Source organism: Streptomyces sp. NBC_00016 (genome assembly GCF_045040885.1).
Classification (GTDB): Bacteria; Actinomycetota; Actinomycetes; order Streptomycetales; family Streptomycetaceae; genus Streptomyces; species Streptomyces coriariae.
Genome location: NZ_CP108304.1, coordinates 5,766,897 through 5,783,180 on the forward strand (window position 1 = coordinate 5,766,897; position 16,284 = coordinate 5,783,180).

Sequence of the window (16,284 nt, forward strand, 5' to 3'; positions counted from 1 at the left end):
GTACGAACCCGGGGGCACCCTCTTGTCACACGCTCACACGCTCACACGCTCACACGCTCACACGCTCACACCGCGAGGAACGCCGCCGTCAGCAACGCGACGCCCGACCCCGCCAGCGCCCAGCCCACCCGCACCCGCCCCAGACCGCCCGCGACCACCACCGAGGCCAGCAGCAGCGCCCCGCCGAGCGGCACCCACGCGTACAGGACCCCGGCCGGACCGGACCGCACCACCTCGTCACTGCCCGGCTTGATCACCACGGTGTAGATCCCGCCCTTGCGCACCGCGACCGACTTCTCGATCGCCACGCGCGCGCGTGCCGTCGATCCGGCGGACAGCGGCGTGTACGGCCCCGCACACGTGTCCTCACCGCACCGCGTCACCTCGACCGTGCCCTGCTCCCGGCCCTTCGTCAGCATCACGTGCTGCGCGGACCCCCAGGAACCCCACACCCCCGCCAACAGGATCAGTACGGCGACCGCACCCATCGCCACGAGCCGTCCCAACCGCAACGCGGTCCCCGAGGCCGAGCCCCTGGCCGGCCTGGCTCCCTTGGCCGAGCCCCCGGCAGCCCCCTTGGCCGATGCCGATCCCTTGGCCGAGCCGGAGCCGGAGCCCGACACCGAGCCCTTGGCCGTGACCGCGCCTCTGGCCGAGCTCTTGGCCGAGCCCTTACGGGAGTGACCCCGGCGGCGGTGGGACGAGGCTGCTGTGGCAGGCATGGCCGGGATCATTGGCCATGCCTGAACGGCCCGTCAACCCGGGTGGGTGACAAGTCAGGAGTTGTACGTGCTTTGCGCCCGCTCCAGCCCCTCCAGCACCAGGGCCGCCGCCGCGTCCGCCGCACGGTCCACGAAGTAGTCCAGCTCCTTGCGCTCGGCCGAGGAGAAGTCCTTCAGCACGAAGTCCGCCACCTGCATCCGCCCGGGCGGCCGCCCGATCCCGAACCGCACCCGGTGGTAGTCCGGGCCCATCACCTTCGTCATCGACTTCAGACCGTTGTGCCCGTTGTCCCCACCGCCGAGCTTCAGCCGCAGCACGCCGTAGTCGATGTCCAGCTCGTCGTGCACCGCGACGATGTTCGCCACCGGCACCTTGTAGAAGTCCCGCAGCGCGTTCACCGGCCCGCCCGACACGTTCATGAACGACATCGGCTTGGCCAGCACCACCCGCCGGCTCCCCGTACCGGGCGGACCCAGCCGGCCCTCGACGATCTGGGCCTGCGCCTTGCCCGCCCGCTTGAACCTTCCCCCGATCCGCTCGGCCAGCAGATCCGCCACCATGAAGCCGACGTTGTGCCGGTTCATGGCGTATTCGGGGCCGGGATTGCCGAGACCCACGATCAGCCAGGGGGCATTGGCGTCGGTCGTCACGTCCATGTCTCCTTGATACGCGCAGGCCGCCGCTCCCCGGAGGAAGCGGCGGCCGACGGGATGAGGTGCCGGGAAATCAGGCCTCGGTGCCCTCGGCCTCGGCGGACTCCGCCGGGGCCTCCTCCGCCTGGGCGGCCAGGACCTGGAGGACGACCGCGTCCTCGTCGGTGGCCAGCGTGGTGCCCTTGGGCAGCGGGATGTCCTTGGCGAGGATGGCCGCGCCGGCCTCGAGGCCCGCGATGGAGACGGTGACCGACTCGGGGATGTGGGTGGCCTCGGCCTCGACGTTCAGCGTGCTCAGCACGTGCTCGAGGAGGTAGGCGCCCGGGGCCAGCTCGCCCTCGGTGTGGACGTAGACCTCGACGTTGACCTTCTCGCCGCGCTTCACGAGGAGCAGGTCGACGTGGTCCAGGAAGCCCTTGATCGCGTCACGCTGCACGGCCTTCGGGATGGCCAGCTGGGTCTTGCCGTCGATCTCGAGGCTGAGCAGGACGTTCGGGGTGCGCAGCGCGAGCTGGAGCTCGTGGCCCGGCAGCGTGATGTGCACGGGGTCGGCACCGTGGCCGTAGACCACGGCGGGAACCTTGCTGTCACGGCGGATACGGCGGGCGGCGCCCTTGCCGAACTCGGTGCGGGTCTCGGCTGCGAGCTTGACCTCGGCCATGTTCACTCCTCGTAGAAAGGGGGGAAAGGTGGTCACCCGGCCAAACCGTCGGCCTGCTACGAAGAGCGCGTCGATAACGGACAGCTGTACACAGACGTGTACGGCCTCCCTCGCCGAGCAACTGTGGCAGTTTACGCAGCGGGAAGGCCGTACAGGAAATCGATCTAGACGAGGACCGTCACTGCTCGTCGAAGAGGCTCGTCACCGAACCGTCCTCGAACACCTCGCGCACCGCGTTCGCGATCGTCGGCGCGATCGACAGCACCGTGATCTTGTCCACCTCGAGCTCACCCGGCGTCGGCAGGGTGTTGGTGAAGATGAACTCGCTGACCTTGGAGTTCTTGAGGCGGTCGGCCGCCGGACCCGACAGCACACCGTGCGTCGCCGTCACGATGACGTCCTCGGCGCCGTGCGCGAACAGCGCGTCCGCGGCGGCGCAGATCGTGCCGCCCGTGTCGATCATGTCGTCGACGAGCACGCAGACCCGGCCCTTGACCTCACCCACGACCTCGTGGACGGTCACCTGGTTCGCCACGTCCTTGTCGCGCCGCTTGTGCACGATCGCCAGCGGCGCGCCCAGCCGGTCGCACCAGCGGTCGGCCACCCGCACCCGGCCCGCGTCCGGGGACACGACCGTGAGCTTGTCGCGGTCCACCTTGCTGCCCACGTAGTCGGCGAGCAGCGGCAGCGCGAAGAGGTGGTCCACCGGGCCGTCGAAGAAGCCCTGGATCTGGTCCGTGTGGAGATCCACCGTCAGGATCCGGTGCGCGCCCGCCGTCTTCATCATGTCGGCGATCAGACGGGCCGAGATGGGCTCACGTCCGCGGTGCTTCTTGTCCTGCCGGGCATAGCCGTAGAACGGCACGATGACGGTGATCGAGCGGGCCGACGCGCGCTTCAGCGCGTCGATCATGATCAGCTGCTCCATGATCCACTTGTTGATCGGAGCGGTGTGGCTCTGGATCAGGAAGCAGTCCGCACCTCGCGCCGACTCCTGGTAGCGGACGTAGATCTCACCGTTGGCGAAATCGAAGGCCTTGGTCGGGACGACCCCGACACCCAGCTGGTGGGCGACCTCCTCGGCAAGCTCGGGGTGGGCGCGGCCGGAGAAGAACATCATCTTCTTCTCGCCGGTCGTCTTGATCCCGGTCACAGCACTGTCTCCTCAGAGGTGTCTCAGCTGGGTGTCGAGAAGCCTCGCCGCTGGGCGCGACGGGGCCGTCTCAGCTGGTGGGGTGCGGGTGTGCACTTATCACGGTACGCCGTGTCCGACGTGCCCGTTTCCGGTCAGCTTTCGCTTTCCGCCTGGCGGGAGGCCGTCTCGGCCGCCTTCGCTGCCGCGCTGCCGGGGCGCTTGCGGGCCACCCAACCCTCGATATTCCGCTGCTGACCACGGGCCACGGCCAGCGAACCGGGCGGTACGTCCTTCGTGATCACGGACCCGGCAGCGGTGTAGGAGCCGTCCCCGACCGTGACGGGAGCCACAAACATGTTGTCCGAACCCGTACGGCAGTGCGACCCGACGGTGGTGTGGTGTTTGTCCTGTCCGTCGTAGTTCACGAACACGCTCGCCGCGCCGATGTTGGTGTACTCACCGATCGTCGCGTCACCGACGTAGGAGAGGTGCGGGATCTTCGTCCCCTCGCCGATGGCGGCGTTCTTGGTCTCGACGTACGTGCCGATCTTGCCCTTCGCCCCGAGACGGGTGCCGGGCCGCAGGTACGCGAACGGCCCCACGGACGCGTCCGGACCGATACGGGCGCCGTCGGACACGGTGTTGTCGACCCGGGCTCCCGCGCCGACCTGGGTGTCCTTGAGCCGGCTGTTGGGGCCGACCTCGGCGCCCTCGCCGAGGTGTGTGCTGCCGTGCAGCTGCGTACCGGGGAGGACGACGGCGTCCCGCTCGAAGGTGACGGTGACGTCGATCCAGGTCGTCGCCGGGTCCACGACGGTCACGCCGGACAGCATCGCGGCGGTCAGCAGCCGGTCGTTGAGGATGCGGCGGGCCTCGCTGAGCTGCACCCGGTTGTTGATGCCGGCGATCTCCCGGTGATCGGCGGCGACGGACGCGCCGACCCGGTGACCGGCCTCCCGGAGGATCCCGAGGACGTCGGTCAGGTACTCCTCGCCCTGGCTGTTGTCCGTGCGGACCTTCTTCAGCGCGTCGGCCAGCAGTGCCCCGTCGAAAGCGAAGACCCCGGAGTTGATCTCACGGATCGCGCGCACCGCGTCGTTGGCGTCCTTGTGCTCGACGATCGCGGTGACGGTCCCGGAGGCGCCGTCCCGGACGATCCGCCCGTAGCCGGTCGCGTCCGGCACCTCGGCGGTGAGGACGGTGACGGCGTTGCCGTCCGCGTGGTGGGTGGCGGCGAGCTCCGCGAGGGTCGCGCCGGTGAGCAGCGGGGTGTCGCCGCAGACGACGACCACCGTGCCGTCGATGTCGCCGCCGAGCTGCTCGAGCCCCATCCGGACGGCGTGCCCGGTGCCGTTCTGCTCCTCCTGCACGGCGGTGCGTACACCGGCGTCGACCTCGGCGAGATGCGCCGTGACCTTCTCCCGTGCGTGTCCGACGACGACGACCAGGTTCTCGGGGTCCAACTCACGGGCCGCGGCCAGCACATGACCCACGAGGGAGCGGCCGCTGATCTCGTGCAGGACCTTCGGTATGGCGGACTTCATACGGGTGCCCTCACCCGCTGCGAGAACGACGACGGCTGCCGGGCGAATGGCGCTCACGGAAGTTGCCCTTCGGCTGTGGAGTGGGGTGGGACATCCGAAGGATACCGGGGCGTTTCTTTGGGGACATGAGAGCGGGCCCTGACCGTGCTGTCAGGGCCCGAACCTGGTAAGGCTCCCCCGCCAGGACTCGAACCCGGACAAATGGCACCAAAAGCCACGGTGCTGCCAATTACACCACGGGGGAATGATGACGACACGACCGGACAATCAGTCAGGCCGTCGAGTGGCGCCTCCTACTATGCCGCACCATCAGCCCTCGATGCGACGGTGTTCGCCGGTGCTCCGGAGCGCGGTCACCGCAGGGCAATCGTGGTCGCCCTCGCCGGGGTTGGCGGCGCCCGTCCGCCCTGGCGTGACCCAGGGTGGAATCGTCGGTTCCGCCCTCGAACAGGCGTGGTTCGGCAGTTCGAGGGATACCGGTGGGTTTCGATGCTGTTCGGTTACGGAGTGTGGTGTCGGCCGGTCGGGGAAAGTCGCCGGAAAAGCCGGGGGTCGCGCCCGTAGGCTGGAGGCATGACCACGACGGGGGAAGAGGACACGGCGGCCCTGGGAGGGCCGTGGTGGTGGGCCAGATGGCGGAGCGCGGCGTTCGACTGGAGCCTGGGACTCGTGTCCGCCGTGGAGTGCGCGGTGGAGGGGATCCCGTTCGCGCGGGACGCGGGGATCCCGGCGGCGGCGGGGGTGGTGTTCGGACTGCTCGCCGGGTCCGTTCTGGTGGTGCGCCGGAAGTGGCCCATCGCGGTGGTGCTGGTGTCGATCGCGATCACCCCGGCCCAGATGGGCTACCTGATGGGCATCGTGGGGCTGTACACCCTCGCCGCCTCCGAGCTGCCCCGCCGGATCATCGCCTCGCTCGCGGGGATGCAGCTGGTGGGGACGTTGATCGTGACGTTCGTGCGGGTGCGGCAGAGCATGGACCAGGGCCGGCTGACCATCGGTGACTGGTTCATCCCGTTCGCCGCCATCACGACCTCGCTGGGGCTCACCGCCCCGCCGCTGCTGCTCGGGATGTATGTCGGCGCTCGGCGGCGGCTCATGGAGAGCCTGCGGGAGCGGGCGGACAGCCTCGAGCGGGAGTTGCAGCTGCTCGCGGAGCGGGCGGAGGAGCGGGCGGAGTGGGCGCGCGGCGAGGAACGGACCCGGATCGCGCGTGAGATGCACGACGTGGTCGCGCATCGCGTGAGTCTGATGGTCGTCCACGCCGCGGCGTTGCAGGCCGTTGCGCGCAAGGACCCCGAGAAGGCGGTGCGGAACGCGGCGCTCGTGGGTGACATGGGGCGGCAGGCGTTGACCGAGCTGAGGGAGATGCTCGGGGTGCTGCGCAGCGGTGGTCCGGGAGAGCGGGCGGCGTCGGTGCCGGTGGTGGCGGTGGGGGTGGCCGCCGCGGTGGTGGTGGAGGAGGGCGAGGGGCCGTGTCTGTCCGAGCTCGACGAGCTGGTGGGGCAGTCGGCGGCCGCGGGGATGGTCGTGGAGCTGCTGGTGGAGGGGGAGGTGCGGCCGTATGCGGCGGACGTGGAGCAGACGGCGTACCGGGTGGTGCAGGAGGCCCTGACGAACGTCCACAAGCATGCGGCCGGCGCCAAGACGCATGTGCGCCTGGCGCATCGGGAGGGGGAGATCGCGATGCAGGTGGAGAACGGGCCGCCGCCGGAGGTGTCGGCGTTGTCGGCGGGGTTCCCGTCGGGGGGCAACGGGTTGGTGGGGATGAAGGAGCGGGTGATGGCGCTGGGCGGGGTGTTCGTGTCGGGGCCGACGGAGGCGGGGGGTTTCCGGGTGTCGGCGGTGATACCGGCGTCGTAGCCGGTCGTAGCCCTCCGGTGCTCGCGCCGGCCGGTCAGCCGGCGGTGAGGCGGACGGGTTCGATGCCGGCGGCGAGGGCGCCGAGGGCCTGGTCGATGTCGGGGCCGAGGTACCAGTCGCCGGTGTGGTCGAGGGCGTAGACACGGCCGCCGGCGTCGATGGCGAGGATGCCCTGGGTGTCGGTCTCGGTGCCGAGGGGCGCGACGTCGGTGTCGAGGGCGCGGCCCAGGTCGGCGAGGGTGCGGGCGAGGTGGAGGCCGTGCAGGGGGTCGAGGTGGACGGTGGTGGGCGCGACCTGGCGGCCGGGGCCGGTGGGGGCGATGGTCAGGCCGCCGAACTCGGCCCAGGCCTCGACGGCGGCGGGGAAGACGGCGTGCCGGTGCCCGGCGGGTGAGGTGTGTTCGCGCAGGGTGTCGGCCCAGATCTCGGCCTGCTTGATGTCCCAGCGTCCGGGTTGCCAGCCGGCGGCACGCAGCGCGGCGTCGACGGGGACGGGGAAGCGTGTGGTGGAAGTGCGGTCGGGGTGCATCGGCCCTTCGTTCGTCGAGCTGGTGGTGCGTGGCCCGGTGGGGCCGTCGTGTCGTCCTGCACGGGGGGTGGCGGTAGGGGGCGGTTCAGTCGCCCGCGGTCGACGGGTCGACGATGCGGACGCCGAAGTGGGCGCTGAGCGCGGTGCAGGCGCGGCAGGGAGCGGCGAAGCTGCCGTGCAGGGGGTCGCCGTCCTCGCGGATGCGGCGGGTGGTGAGCTTGGCCTGTCTGAGGGTCTTGCGCGCTTCGCCGTTGGTCATGGGACGACGCGCGGCGCGTCTGCTGCGGGCGGCGTCGGCGGCGGTGAGATGGCGCGAGATGAGGAGCGCCTCGGCACAGCGTCCGGTGAAGCGGTCGCGTTGGGTGCTGGTGAGGGTGTCGAGGAAGTCCTGGACGAGCGGGTGCAGGGGCGGCGGCTGGTCGGCGCGGGCGGCGGTGCTGGTGAGGGTGGCGCCGCGGACGGAGAGGGCGGCGGCGACGGTGGGGAGTATGCCGTCCCTGCGGTGGCGCAGGACGGGCGCGTACGGGGCCTCGGTGGCGGACCAGCCGATGCGGGGATCGCCGGACCGACCGGCCTGCGGATCGCCGGTCCGGCCGCTGTCGTGGGCGGCCGTGTTGCCGGTGTACAGGTCGTCCGACCTGCCGGTGTGAGACCCCGTCTGAGTCGCGTTCATGATCGTCTTCCCCTCCCGTGCATCCCCCCGGACGTCACAGAGTGCCAAATGGCGTGGCGGGTGCGGAAGCTGGGGCGGTTCGACACGCCCGGGTTTGGGCGGGCTGTCACGGCGGGGTGACGGCTGGTCACGGAAGCGGAGGGCCGGTGACCGCTGTCGTCGTACCGCATAGGCTGTCGGCACCGTCGGCGCGCGGTTGACGCGCGTTGGAGATTGTTGGAGACAGTCGATACGGGGCGTGGTGGGTGGATCCGGAAGCGGAACCGGCCGCTGCGGGCCGTACAGAGTGCCGCAGGGGGCAACCGCCATGACGACAGGTCGGCTCGGGCAGCAAGCCGCGCCGCCGAACGCGGCCTATGCCGGGCAGGTCGTGCATTTCCCGGATCCGGTCCGGGCGGCACGGCACCCGAGAGGCGTGCGGATGGACGAGCGGGGCTACCCCGACTTCTCGCCGTATGCGCGGGCGGCAGCGGAGATCGCGGATCCGCCGGAGGGCTTCGGCGTGGACGAGCTGCGGCTGACGGACTACGTGTCGGCGAACGCGGTGCTGGCGGCGTCGGGCCACGAGCTGTGGGACACGGTGTCGAGCGTGGCGACACCGCACGGCTGGACGTGGCACCACGTCGTGGGTTCGCGGCGGCTGGAGTTGGTCCCGGTCGAGGTGAAGGCACTGCTGCGGCATCACGGCGGGGTGTCGTCGGCGGTCGTGGACCAGGCGAAGCGCGGGACGCGGCCCCTTCAGGAGACCCGTCCGGTGCACTTCGGGCTCCCGAAGTCGGGCGTGGCGGTGACGGAACAGCAGGTCCAGGGCGTCGAGGAGGACCTGGGGTACCGGCTGCCGGGGGCGTACCGCTCGTTCGTGAAGGCGGCCGGTGGTTGCGCGCCGGTGGGCGCGGCCCTGGACGCGGAGCTGGGGCTCCTGATCGACCAGCCGTTCTTCACCGTGCGCGACGAGGCGGCCGTCAACGACCTCGTGTACGTGAACAAGTGCCTGCGTGACCATCTGACGAAGGACTACCTGGGCGTCGCGTTCGTGCAGGGCGGGCTGCTCGCCGTGAAGGTGCGGGGCGAGCGGGCCGGTTCGGTGTGGTTCTGCGCGTACGACGACATCCGGGACGTCGATCCGGCGTGGTCGCCCGCGGAGCGCATGGAGCGGCTGTTGCTGCCGTGCGGTGAGGACTTCGACGTCTTCCTGTCGAGGCTGGCCGGTAATCCGCCGGAGTTGGAGACGGTGGCCAATCTGATGGTGGACGGCGGGTTCGCGCGTGCGGTGCCCGCGGCGGCCGCGTCTTCGGTGGGGGAGTGAGCTGGACGATGGTGACGTTCGCGCAGGCGCAGGAGCGCGCCGAAGAGTGGATCAACGGGGATGTGCCGGCGTACCAGCACCGTGAGGTGCGGGTGCGCGAGTTCGAGCTCGGGTTCGTGGTGTGGGCCGAGGACCGCGCGGAGGGACCGCGTTCGGACGGCGGCGCGCAGCGGCTCGTGATCGCCCGGGACAGCGGGGAGGCCACGCTGTGGCCCTCGGTACCGGTGGGCGAGGTGATCCGCCGGTACGAGGAGGAGTACGGCCGTACGGACGCCCCTGCCGACGCGGTGCCGGCACCCGCGGCACGGGTGGATCTGAACCAGACGTCGTTCTTGTTGTCGCCGCCGGAGTGGCTGCAGGAGGCGGCCGACAAGCTGGGGATCGCGGATCGGCGGGAGGCCGGTTCGGGAGCTGGATCGGGAGCTGGATCGGGAGCTGGATCGGGAGGGTCGGGAGCTGGAACCGGGAACGGTTCCGCGGGTTCCGGAAGTGGCGAGGCTGCTTCGCCGCCCGGGTCCGGCTCACATGCGGGTGCGGGTGCGGGTGCGGGTGCGGGTTCCGGTTCGGCCGGTGTTGTGCCGGGCGGTGATCCCTCGCTTCCCCGGACCCGGGGCGGGGTGTCGGGGAGCGGGCTGCCCGAGACACAGGCAGGGGTGCCCGCGGGTCCGGGTTCCGGTGGGTCGTCCGCGCCTGCCGCTCCCGTCGGGGCCACGCCGTGGGCCGGCACGGACACCAACGCCGACGCCGGTGACGACCGTTCCGTGTCGCTGCCCGCGACCGTGTTCGCGCCGCCGCTGAGCGGCTCCGACGACGAGCCGACGCCGCCGACGTCCGCGCCGGACGCCAAGACGGCGCTGATGTCGGGCGGCAGCCGGCTTCCGCGGACCGCGGTCGCCCCCGCGCTCGACGCTCCGCGGGCGGGTGGCACAGGGCAGGGTGGCACAGGGCAGGGTGGCGCGGGTACGGCCGGGAACACGCCGGCCTCTCAGGCCTCCCCGGCCTCCCCGGCCTCTCAGGCTTCCCCGACTGCTCCGACCCCGCCGACTGCTCCGGCTCCGCCGTCCGGTCCGGCCGGTTCGTCGTACGGCTACCCGCAGGGGCCGGGTGCGGGCGCACCGGGTGGCCCCGGGGTTCCGTCCTCGTCCCCCGGTTCATCGCCGGGCTCGTCCCCGTCTTCGTCTTCGGCGGCCGGTCCCGGTACGCCGCCGCCTCCGGCCGGTCCGGGTACGCCCGCGCGGCCGCTCGCCCCGAACGCCGGTGACATCGCGGACGCCGCGACCAGCAAGGCGGCGCCGCCTCCGCGTCGTCAGCGCGGTGGAGGGGCGCAGCCGCCGCCTCCGCCGAGTGCTCCGGGAACGCCGGGCGCGCGACCGGGGAACACGCCTCCGCCTTCCGGCCCGGGTGCGCCCGGTACCCCCGCGGGCGGCTATGTGCCCACCCAGCTCGTGTCGTCCCTGGGCCCGGACGGATCTGCGGGCCCGGGTGGTCCGGCTGGACCGGGGGGTCCTCCGGGTACTGGTCAGGGTGCGGGGGGCGCGCCCCAGCCTCCCGGCGCGCCTGGTGTGCCTGGTGTGCCTGGTGCGCCGAGCGCACCCGCCGGGCCGAATCCGCCCGGGGGCACGCCTCCCGGTGGCGTTCACCACGCCGCGACGATGCTTGCCGACCCCTCGCGGATGGGACCGGGCGCACCGCAGCCGCCTGGTGCCCCGGGTGCGCCGCATGCGCCTGGCGTGCCCGGTGCTCCGGGTGCCCCAGGTGTTCCGGGCATGCCCGGCGCGCAGGCCGCTCCGGGTGCCCCCGGTGCACCGCAGGCTCCCGGAGCACCGGGCTTCCCGGGCGCCCCTGGTATCCCCGGCGCGCCCGGCGTTGCTCACCATGCGCAGACCATGCTGGCCGGGCCCCAGGCAGGTGGCCCCGGCGCGCCGCCGCAGGCTCCCGGTGGCCCCGGGTTCCCGGGCGCTCCCGGCGCACCCGCGGCGCCCGGTTTCCCGGGTGCCCCGGGCATGGCTCCCGCTCCCGGTATGGCTCCCGGCGCCCCTCAGCCCCCGATGCCGCCGGGCGGGCCGGCGCCGGGGCAGCCGCCCGCGTACGGGTATCCGCAGCAGCAGGGCCTGCCGACGGTCGGCCCGGGTTACCAGGCCGTGCTGCGCTTCCGCGCGCAGGACGGCTCGGAGCAGCAGCTGATCCGGCGTTCGGCGCCGGGGACCCCGCACCCGGAGTGGCAGATCTTCCACGAACTGCGGGCGATGAACGTGCCGCCGGACCAGGTGCTGGAGCTGCACACGGAGCTGGAGTCGTGCGAGCTTCCGGGCGCCTACTGCGCGCGGATGATGCGCGAGCAGTGGCCGCAGGCCCGGATCACGAGCATCGCGCCGTACGGCACGGATCACGCGAGCCGGCAGCAGGGCATGCAGCAGCTGCTGGCGCACCAGGGCGAGTTGCACCAGGTGGCGGACGGACCGGCGCGTCCGGCCCCCGTTCGTGCGCCGTTGCCGCCGGTGCAGGCCGCGCCGCCGTTGCCGCCGGAGGCGATCGGGCAGGAGCTGGCGGCGGTGTTCGGGCCGGCGGTGTTCCGCTTCGAGCAGGCCGCGGTGTCCCGGCAGGGCGTGCCGCCGGTCGTGGCGCACACCCTGGTGGTGGCGGGTCTGCCGGCCGACATGGGGCCGTTCTTCTGGGCGCAGGCCCAGCCGGGCCGGCCGGTGCCGACGCTGGCCGAGCTGGCGGCCGAACGGGGCGTGCAGCCGGCGTCGGACGCGGGCTCGTACCTCGTCATGGGCAGTGACTTCGGCAAGGCGATCTGTGTGCAGTACGGCACGGCGAACATCGTCGCCGTGCCGGTGGAGGCGGGGCCGGGCGGTGCGCCCGTACCGCCGCAGTTCGTGAACACCGGGCTGCCGGAGTTCGCGCGCTGTCTGGCGCTGCTGGGGCGGATGTGGCGGCTGCGGTTCGGTCTGAACCAGGAGCAGGCGGGCCGCTGGACCGTCGACTTCCAGGCCCAGCTGGCCTCGCTCGACCCGGCGGCGCTCGGTTCGCCCGAGAGCTGGTGGTCGGTGCTGCTGGAGCAGATGTGGGACGGACTGCTGTGACGAGCGGTCGCCGCGCCTCGTAAGGGCGCGCGGAACCTCGTACGCCTATGAGGGCGAGGGCGAGGGCGAGGGCGAGGGCGAGCAGGACGGAAAGGGGCCGGGCCCGGTCGGATGATCGGGTCCGGCCCCTTTGCGTTCAGGGTTGGCCGTGACCTTGCGCGGAGTGTCGCGTTATGAACACTTGCGCCCGATCCATCAAGATATGCGCGAAATCATCATGTCGTGTCTGTCGGGTGGCGAGGGGTTACAGGATGAGCAGCGCATCGATGTCACCGCCGGGGTTCGTGACCGTTCGCGGCCGCGGCTACCGCCCGGAGCAGGTCGAGGCGTACACCGCCGCCCTCTGCGCCGACCGGGACGCCGCGTGGGAACGGGCCGCCCGGCTCACGGTGCTCGCCAGGGAGATGGACGAGGAGGCCGAGCGGTTGCGCGAGGTGGTGACCCGGCTCGCGCCGCAGACGTACGACTCCCTCGGGGAGCGCGCACGGCGCATTCTCCAGCTCGGCCTGGAAGAGGCGGCCGCGGTCCGCGACAACGCGCGCAGTGAAGCGCGTGAGCACCTCGCATACGTCGAGACGTGCGCCCTCGATGTGCGCCGCGCGGCGAAGGAGGAGGCGGACGCGCTGCGCGCGGAGGCCGAGGAACGCGCCCGCCAGCGGTTGCTCGCGGCCCGCGCCGAGGCCGACGAGCTCCGCATCGGCACCCGGCGCGAGGTCAAGGAGTATCGCGGCGAGGCGCTGGCCGCCCTGCGCGAGGTGCGGCAGCGCACCGCCGGCATGCTCGCCGAACAGGAGAAGGAGCAGGCCGAGCGATGGGCCGCGGCGGAGCGCGAGGAGGCCGAGCGGGCCGCCGCCCTCGACGCGCGGCACGATCGGGCGGTGGCCCGCGCCGAGGCGGCGCTGTCCGAGGCCGAGCAGGCGTACGCGCAGGCCGAGGAGTCCGACCGCCTCCGTCAGGAGGAGGCACACGCGCGTGCCGCCGAGCTTCTCGCCGAGGCACGCGCCCGGGAGGAGCGCGTCGTCCACGAGACGGAGCGGCTGCTGCGGGAGCACGGCGAACGGCGGGACGACGTGCAGGCGCACATGGACCACGTACGCAACAGCCTGAGCGCCCTCACCGGCCGCACGGTCGACTAGGACCTGCAGGGATCAGGACCTGAGGCGACCTGTACCTGCTGGGATCTGGACCTGACGGGATCAGGACCTGGAGGGACCCGACCGCGTTTGTCGGCGTTCGCGCGGACGGCCGGCGTCTACGACGACGGGATGACGATCTCGTCGGCGACCCACCGTGCGGCGTCGGCGGGGTAGGGCGTCGGCAGCCCGAGGACGATGTGCCGGAAGCCGGCGCCGATCGCGTCGCCGACCGCGTCCCGGGTGGCGTTGGGCCGGTCGTAGGAGACGGGCAGATGGATCGAGCGGGTGATCGAGGCGGGGTCGCGGCCGATCTCGGCGCAGTAGCGGTCCAGGAGGGCGCTGCGGCGTACGACGTCGTCGAGGTCGCCGCCCGGGATGTTCCACAGGTCGGCGTGCTCGGCGGCCACGCGCAGGGTCGCGGCCGAGCGGCCACCGACGAGGATCGGCGGGTGGGGGCGCTGGACGGGTTTGGGGTTGCCGAACGCGCCGGTGAGCCGGTGGTAGGTGCCGTCGAAGTCGAACGGCTTCTCCTCGGTCCACAACCGTCGGATCACCGTGCAGGCTTCGGCGAGGCTCCCCACGGCGTGCGCCGTGTCGTGGAAGGGCAGGCCGTGCGCCGCGTACTCGCGCCGGGCCAGCGGGTGGTCGGGGCGTGAGCCGACGCCGATGCCGAAGTCGAGCCGTCCGCCGGAGACGATGTCGACGGTCGTGGCGATCTTGGCCAGCATCGAGGGCGGCCGGAAGCGGTTGCTGGTCACCATGACGCCGAGCCGCAGCCGTCGGGTCTGGGCGGCGAGCGCCGAGAGCAGGGTCCAGCCTTCGAAGGTGGGGCCGTCGGGGTCGCCGCCGATCGGCATGAGGTGGTCGAACAGCCAGGCGTGCTCGATCTCCGGGATGGCGTCCGCCTCGCGCCAGACATGTAGGACGTCGTGGTAGTCGACCTGCATGGGGGCGGTCATGATCCCGAAGCGGGGCCGGGGTGTGGGTGACATGGGGTGGTCGCTTCCTTCGGTGAGGGGAGGCCGTCCCGCGTGGTCAGCGGCGCCGCAGTGACGGATCGAGGAGCGCGGGCGGGGTGTCGAACTTCTCGTGCGCGGCGAGGTCGGTGCCCGGGGTCACGATCGCGTCGATCGCGTCGAGCACATCGGCGGAGAGCACGGTGTCCGCGGCGGCGAGCTGCGCGCGCAGATGGTCCGGTGTGCGGGGGCCGATGAGCGCGCTCGTCACGGCGGGGTGCGCGGTGACGAAGCCGAGCGCGAGCTGGATCATGGTCAGCCCGGCCTCGTCGGCGACCGCGGCCAACTGCTCGACGGCGTCGAGCCGGGCCCGGTTGGCGGGGACTGCGGTGTCGAAGCGTTGCGGCATGAACGTGGAGCGGCTGGTGGTGACGGGCCGGCCCTCGCGGATCGCGCCCGTGAGCCAGCCCGAGGCCAGCGGGCTCCACACCAGGACGCCGAGTCCGTACTCCTCGGTCACGGGCAGGACGTGGGTCTCGATGCCGCGCTGGAGGATCGAGTAGCTGGGCTGCTCGGTGACGTAGCGGCTCAGGTGGTGCTCGCGGGCGGCCCACTGGGCCTGCACGATGCGATAGGCCGGGAAGGTCGAGGAGCCGAAGTGGCGGATCTTTCCGGCGCGCTGGAGGTCGGTCAGCGCCGAGAGCGTCTCCTCGTCGCTGGTGCTCGGGTCCCATCGGTGGATCTGGTAGAGGTCCACGTGGTCGACGCCGAGACGGCGCAGGCTGTTGTCCAGCTCGGTGACGAGCCAGCGGCGGGAGCTGCCCCGCCGGTTGCGCTCGTCGCCCATGGGCATGCCGGCCTTCGTGGCCAGCACGATGTCGTCGCGCCGGCCGGCGATGGCCTTGCCGACCATCTCCTCCGACTCGCCGTCGCTGTACATGTCGGCGGTGTCGATGAGGTTGATCCCGGCCTCGAGGGCGGCGTCGACGAGGGCGGTGGCCTCGTCCTGGCCGGTGCGCCCGATCCTGCCGAAGTTCATGGCGCCGAGCGCGAGGGAGCTGACCTGCACACCGGTGCGGCCCAAAGTGCGGTACTGCATGACCGTTGTCTCCTCTTCGAGGATGAGGCGTCGTGTCGCCACGCGTGCGTGGCTTGGTCACGAGCCCGCCGCTCTGGCATGATGAGCAAACGGAACCGTGTCCCGTTTGAACATACGGAACGTCGTTCCGTTTAGCAACCGGGTGGAGGACGGCAGGCCGTTCCGCGGAGAGCGAGCCGGGCAGTGAGCAGGCAGGAATGAGCAGCGGGCAGTGAGCAGGCAGGAAATGAGCAAGCGGGCAGTGGGCAAGCAGGCGGAGGAGAGGGCGGCGCGGTGAACGACGGCGACCTGGGCGCGGGGCACACGGCCCGGCCCCAGCGGGCGGACGCCCGGCGCAACAAGGAGACCCTGCTCGACGCGGCCGCCGCGATCTTCGTGACGGCTGGCGTGGAGGCGCCGGTGCGCGACATCGCGGCCCGGGCCGGCGTCGGGACGGCCACGATCTACCGCCACTTCCCGACGCGGGCGGACCTCATCATCGCCGTCTACCGGCACCAGGTCGACGCCTGCGCCGAGGCCGGTCCGGCCCTGCTGGCGGAGGGTCCGACCCCGTACGCAGCGCTGGGGCGATGGATCGACCTCTTCGTCGACTTCCTGGTCACCAAGCACGGACTCGCCGCCGTGCTCCAGTCCGACAACGCGGGCTTCGAGACGCTGCACGCGTACTTCCTCGACCGCCTCGTGCCCGTGTGCGGCCGGCTGCTCGACGCCGCGGCCGCCTCCGGTGAGATCCGGCCCGGCCTCCAGGCCTACGAGGTCATGCGCGGCGTCGGCAACCTGTGCGTCGGCGCGGACAACGATCCCCGCTACGACCCGCCCCGACTGGTGGAACTCCTCGTCGCGGGACTACGTCGTCCGCATTGACTGCATTGACTGCATTGACTGCATTGACTGCATTGACTGGGCTGACGGCGCTGACCGTA

The 16,284-nt window shown here is 72.1% G+C and carries 14 protein-coding genes and 1 tRNA gene; 5 read left to right on the forward strand and 10 right to left on the reverse strand.

Annotated features, from left to right (window positions below):
* Positions 1 to 65 precede the first annotated feature (65 nt).
* From OG933_RS25620 to OG933_RS25645, 6 genes are all read right to left on the reverse strand, one after another.
* On the reverse strand, positions 66 to 512 hold the full coding sequence (locus OG933_RS25620; RefSeq protein WP_362523893.1) for a hypothetical protein: 447 nt from the start codon (positions 510 to 512) through the stop codon (positions 66 to 68).
* Between the two features lie 264 nt (positions 513 to 776).
* Positions 777 to 1,379 (reverse strand): aminoacyl-tRNA hydrolase, encoded by a 603-nt coding sequence (gene pth / locus OG933_RS25625; protein ID WP_405629083.1) that lies wholly within the window; start codon positions 1,377 to 1,379, stop codon positions 777 to 779.
* Positions 1,380 to 1,449: 70 nt separating this feature from the next.
* A complete protein-coding gene (locus tag OG933_RS25630; RefSeq protein WP_054244131.1) occupies positions 1,450 to 2,037 on the reverse strand; it encodes a 50S ribosomal protein L25/general stress protein Ctc in 588 nt (195 codons plus the stop codon).
* Positions 2,038 to 2,215: 178 nt separating this feature from the next.
* Positions 2,216 to 3,190: a ribose-phosphate diphosphokinase gene (locus OG933_RS25635; RefSeq protein WP_020128448.1), complete on the reverse strand. Its 975-nt coding sequence runs from the start codon at positions 3,188 to 3,190 to the stop codon at positions 2,216 to 2,218.
* Positions 3,191 to 3,324: 134 nt separating this feature from the next.
* Entirely contained in the window at positions 3,325 to 4,773 is a 1,449-nt protein-coding gene (glmU, locus tag OG933_RS25640; protein WP_362523734.1) for a bifunctional UDP-N-acetylglucosamine diphosphorylase/glucosamine-1-phosphate N-acetyltransferase GlmU, read from the reverse strand.
* A gap of 115 nt (positions 4,774 to 4,888) precedes the next feature.
* A tRNA-Gln gene (locus OG933_RS25645) sits at positions 4,889 to 4,960 on the reverse strand.
* A 329-nt stretch (positions 4,961 to 5,289) separates the two neighbouring features.
* Between OG933_RS25645 and OG933_RS25650 the strand changes: the two genes are divergently transcribed.
* Positions 5,290 to 6,576 carry a sensor histidine kinase gene (locus OG933_RS25650; protein ID WP_405629086.1) on the forward strand — a complete coding sequence of 429 codons (1,287 nt, stop codon included), beginning with the start codon at positions 5,290 to 5,292 and terminating at the stop codon, positions 6,574 to 6,576.
* A 34-nt stretch (positions 6,577 to 6,610) separates the two neighbouring features.
* Here the strand turns inward: OG933_RS25650 and OG933_RS25655 are convergent, their stop codons facing one another.
* Positions 6,611 to 7,105, reverse strand: a complete 495-nt coding sequence (locus OG933_RS25655; protein ID WP_020128451.1) for an SUKH-3 domain-containing protein — start codon at positions 7,103 to 7,105, stop codon at positions 6,611 to 6,613.
* An 85-nt stretch (positions 7,106 to 7,190) separates the two neighbouring features.
* Positions 7,191 to 7,778: a YwqJ-related putative deaminase gene (locus tag OG933_RS25660; protein ID WP_405629088.1), complete on the reverse strand. Its 588-nt coding sequence runs from the start codon at positions 7,776 to 7,778 to the stop codon at positions 7,191 to 7,193.
* A gap of 307 nt (positions 7,779 to 8,085) precedes the next feature.
* Between OG933_RS25660 and OG933_RS25665 the strand changes: the two genes are divergently transcribed.
* The 3 genes from OG933_RS25665 (at position 8,086) to OG933_RS25675 (ending at position 13,306) form a co-directional block, all read left to right on the forward strand.
* Entirely contained in the window at positions 8,086 to 9,084 is a 999-nt protein-coding gene (locus OG933_RS25665; protein ID WP_267022711.1) for an SMI1/KNR4 family protein, read from the forward strand.
* Between the two features lie 8 nt (positions 9,085 to 9,092).
* Positions 9,093 to 12,170, forward strand: a complete 3,078-nt coding sequence (locus OG933_RS25670; protein ID WP_405633508.1) for an SUKH-4 family immunity protein — start codon at positions 9,093 to 9,095, stop codon at positions 12,168 to 12,170.
* Positions 12,171 to 12,421: 251 nt separating this feature from the next.
* Positions 12,422 to 13,306 (forward strand): cellulose-binding protein, encoded by an 885-nt coding sequence (locus tag OG933_RS25675; RefSeq protein WP_405629089.1) that lies wholly within the window; start codon positions 12,422 to 12,424, stop codon positions 13,304 to 13,306.
* 116 nt (positions 13,307 to 13,422) lie between these two features.
* On the opposite strand, the gene OG933_RS25680 is transcribed toward OG933_RS25675, so the two are convergent.
* Both OG933_RS25680 and OG933_RS25685 read right to left on the reverse strand, forming a co-directional pair.
* Positions 13,423 to 14,298, reverse strand: a complete 876-nt coding sequence (locus tag OG933_RS25680) for an LLM class flavin-dependent oxidoreductase (RefSeq protein ID WP_405629091.1) — start codon at positions 14,296 to 14,298, stop codon at positions 13,423 to 13,425.
* A gap of 43 nt (positions 14,299 to 14,341) precedes the next feature.
* Positions 14,342 to 15,361: an aldo/keto reductase gene (locus tag OG933_RS25685; RefSeq protein ID WP_362523745.1), complete on the reverse strand. Its 1,020-nt coding sequence runs from the start codon at positions 15,359 to 15,361 to the stop codon at positions 14,342 to 14,344.
* A gap of 273 nt (positions 15,362 to 15,634) precedes the next feature.
* Here OG933_RS25685 and OG933_RS25690 point away from each other — a divergent pair, with 273 nt between their 5' ends.
* Complete coding sequence (locus OG933_RS25690) at positions 15,635 to 16,225, forward strand: TetR/AcrR family transcriptional regulator (protein WP_362523747.1); 591 nt, start codon at positions 15,635 to 15,637, stop codon at positions 16,223 to 16,225.
* The last annotated feature ends 59 nt before the right edge of the window (positions 16,226 to 16,284 follow it).

Coding starts and splice junctions, on each gene's coding strand:
- pth (WP_405629083.1), bottom strand. CDS start 1,379: ATGGACGTGACGACCGACGCCAATGCCCCCTGGCTGATCGTGGGTCTC.
- OG933_RS25630 (WP_054244131.1), bottom strand. CDS start 2,037: ATGGCCGAGGTCAAGCTCGCAGCCGAGACCCGCACCGAGTTCGGCAAG.
- OG933_RS25650 (WP_405629086.1), top strand. CDS start 5,290: ATGACCACGACGGGGGAAGAGGACACGGCGGCCCTGGGAGGGCCGTGG.
- OG933_RS25655 (WP_020128451.1), bottom strand. CDS start 7,105: ATGCACCCCGACCGCACTTCCACCACACGCTTCCCCGTCCCCGTCGAC.
- OG933_RS25660 (WP_405629088.1), bottom strand. CDS start 7,778: ATGAACGCGACTCAGACGGGGTCTCACACCGGCAGGTCGGACGACCTG.
- OG933_RS25665 (WP_267022711.1), top strand. CDS start 8,086: ATGACGACAGGTCGGCTCGGGCAGCAAGCCGCGCCGCCGAACGCGGCC.
- OG933_RS25670 (WP_405633508.1), top strand. CDS start 9,093: ATGGTGACGTTCGCGCAGGCGCAGGAGCGCGCCGAAGAGTGGATCAAC.
- OG933_RS25675 (WP_405629089.1), top strand. CDS start 12,422: ATGAGCAGCGCATCGATGTCACCGCCGGGGTTCGTGACCGTTCGCGGC.
- OG933_RS25680 (WP_405629091.1), bottom strand. CDS start 14,298: ATGTCACCCACACCCCGGCCCCGCTTCGGGATCATGACCGCCCCCATG.
- OG933_RS25685 (WP_362523745.1), bottom strand. CDS start 15,361: ATGCAGTACCGCACTTTGGGCCGCACCGGTGTGCAGGTCAGCTCCCTC.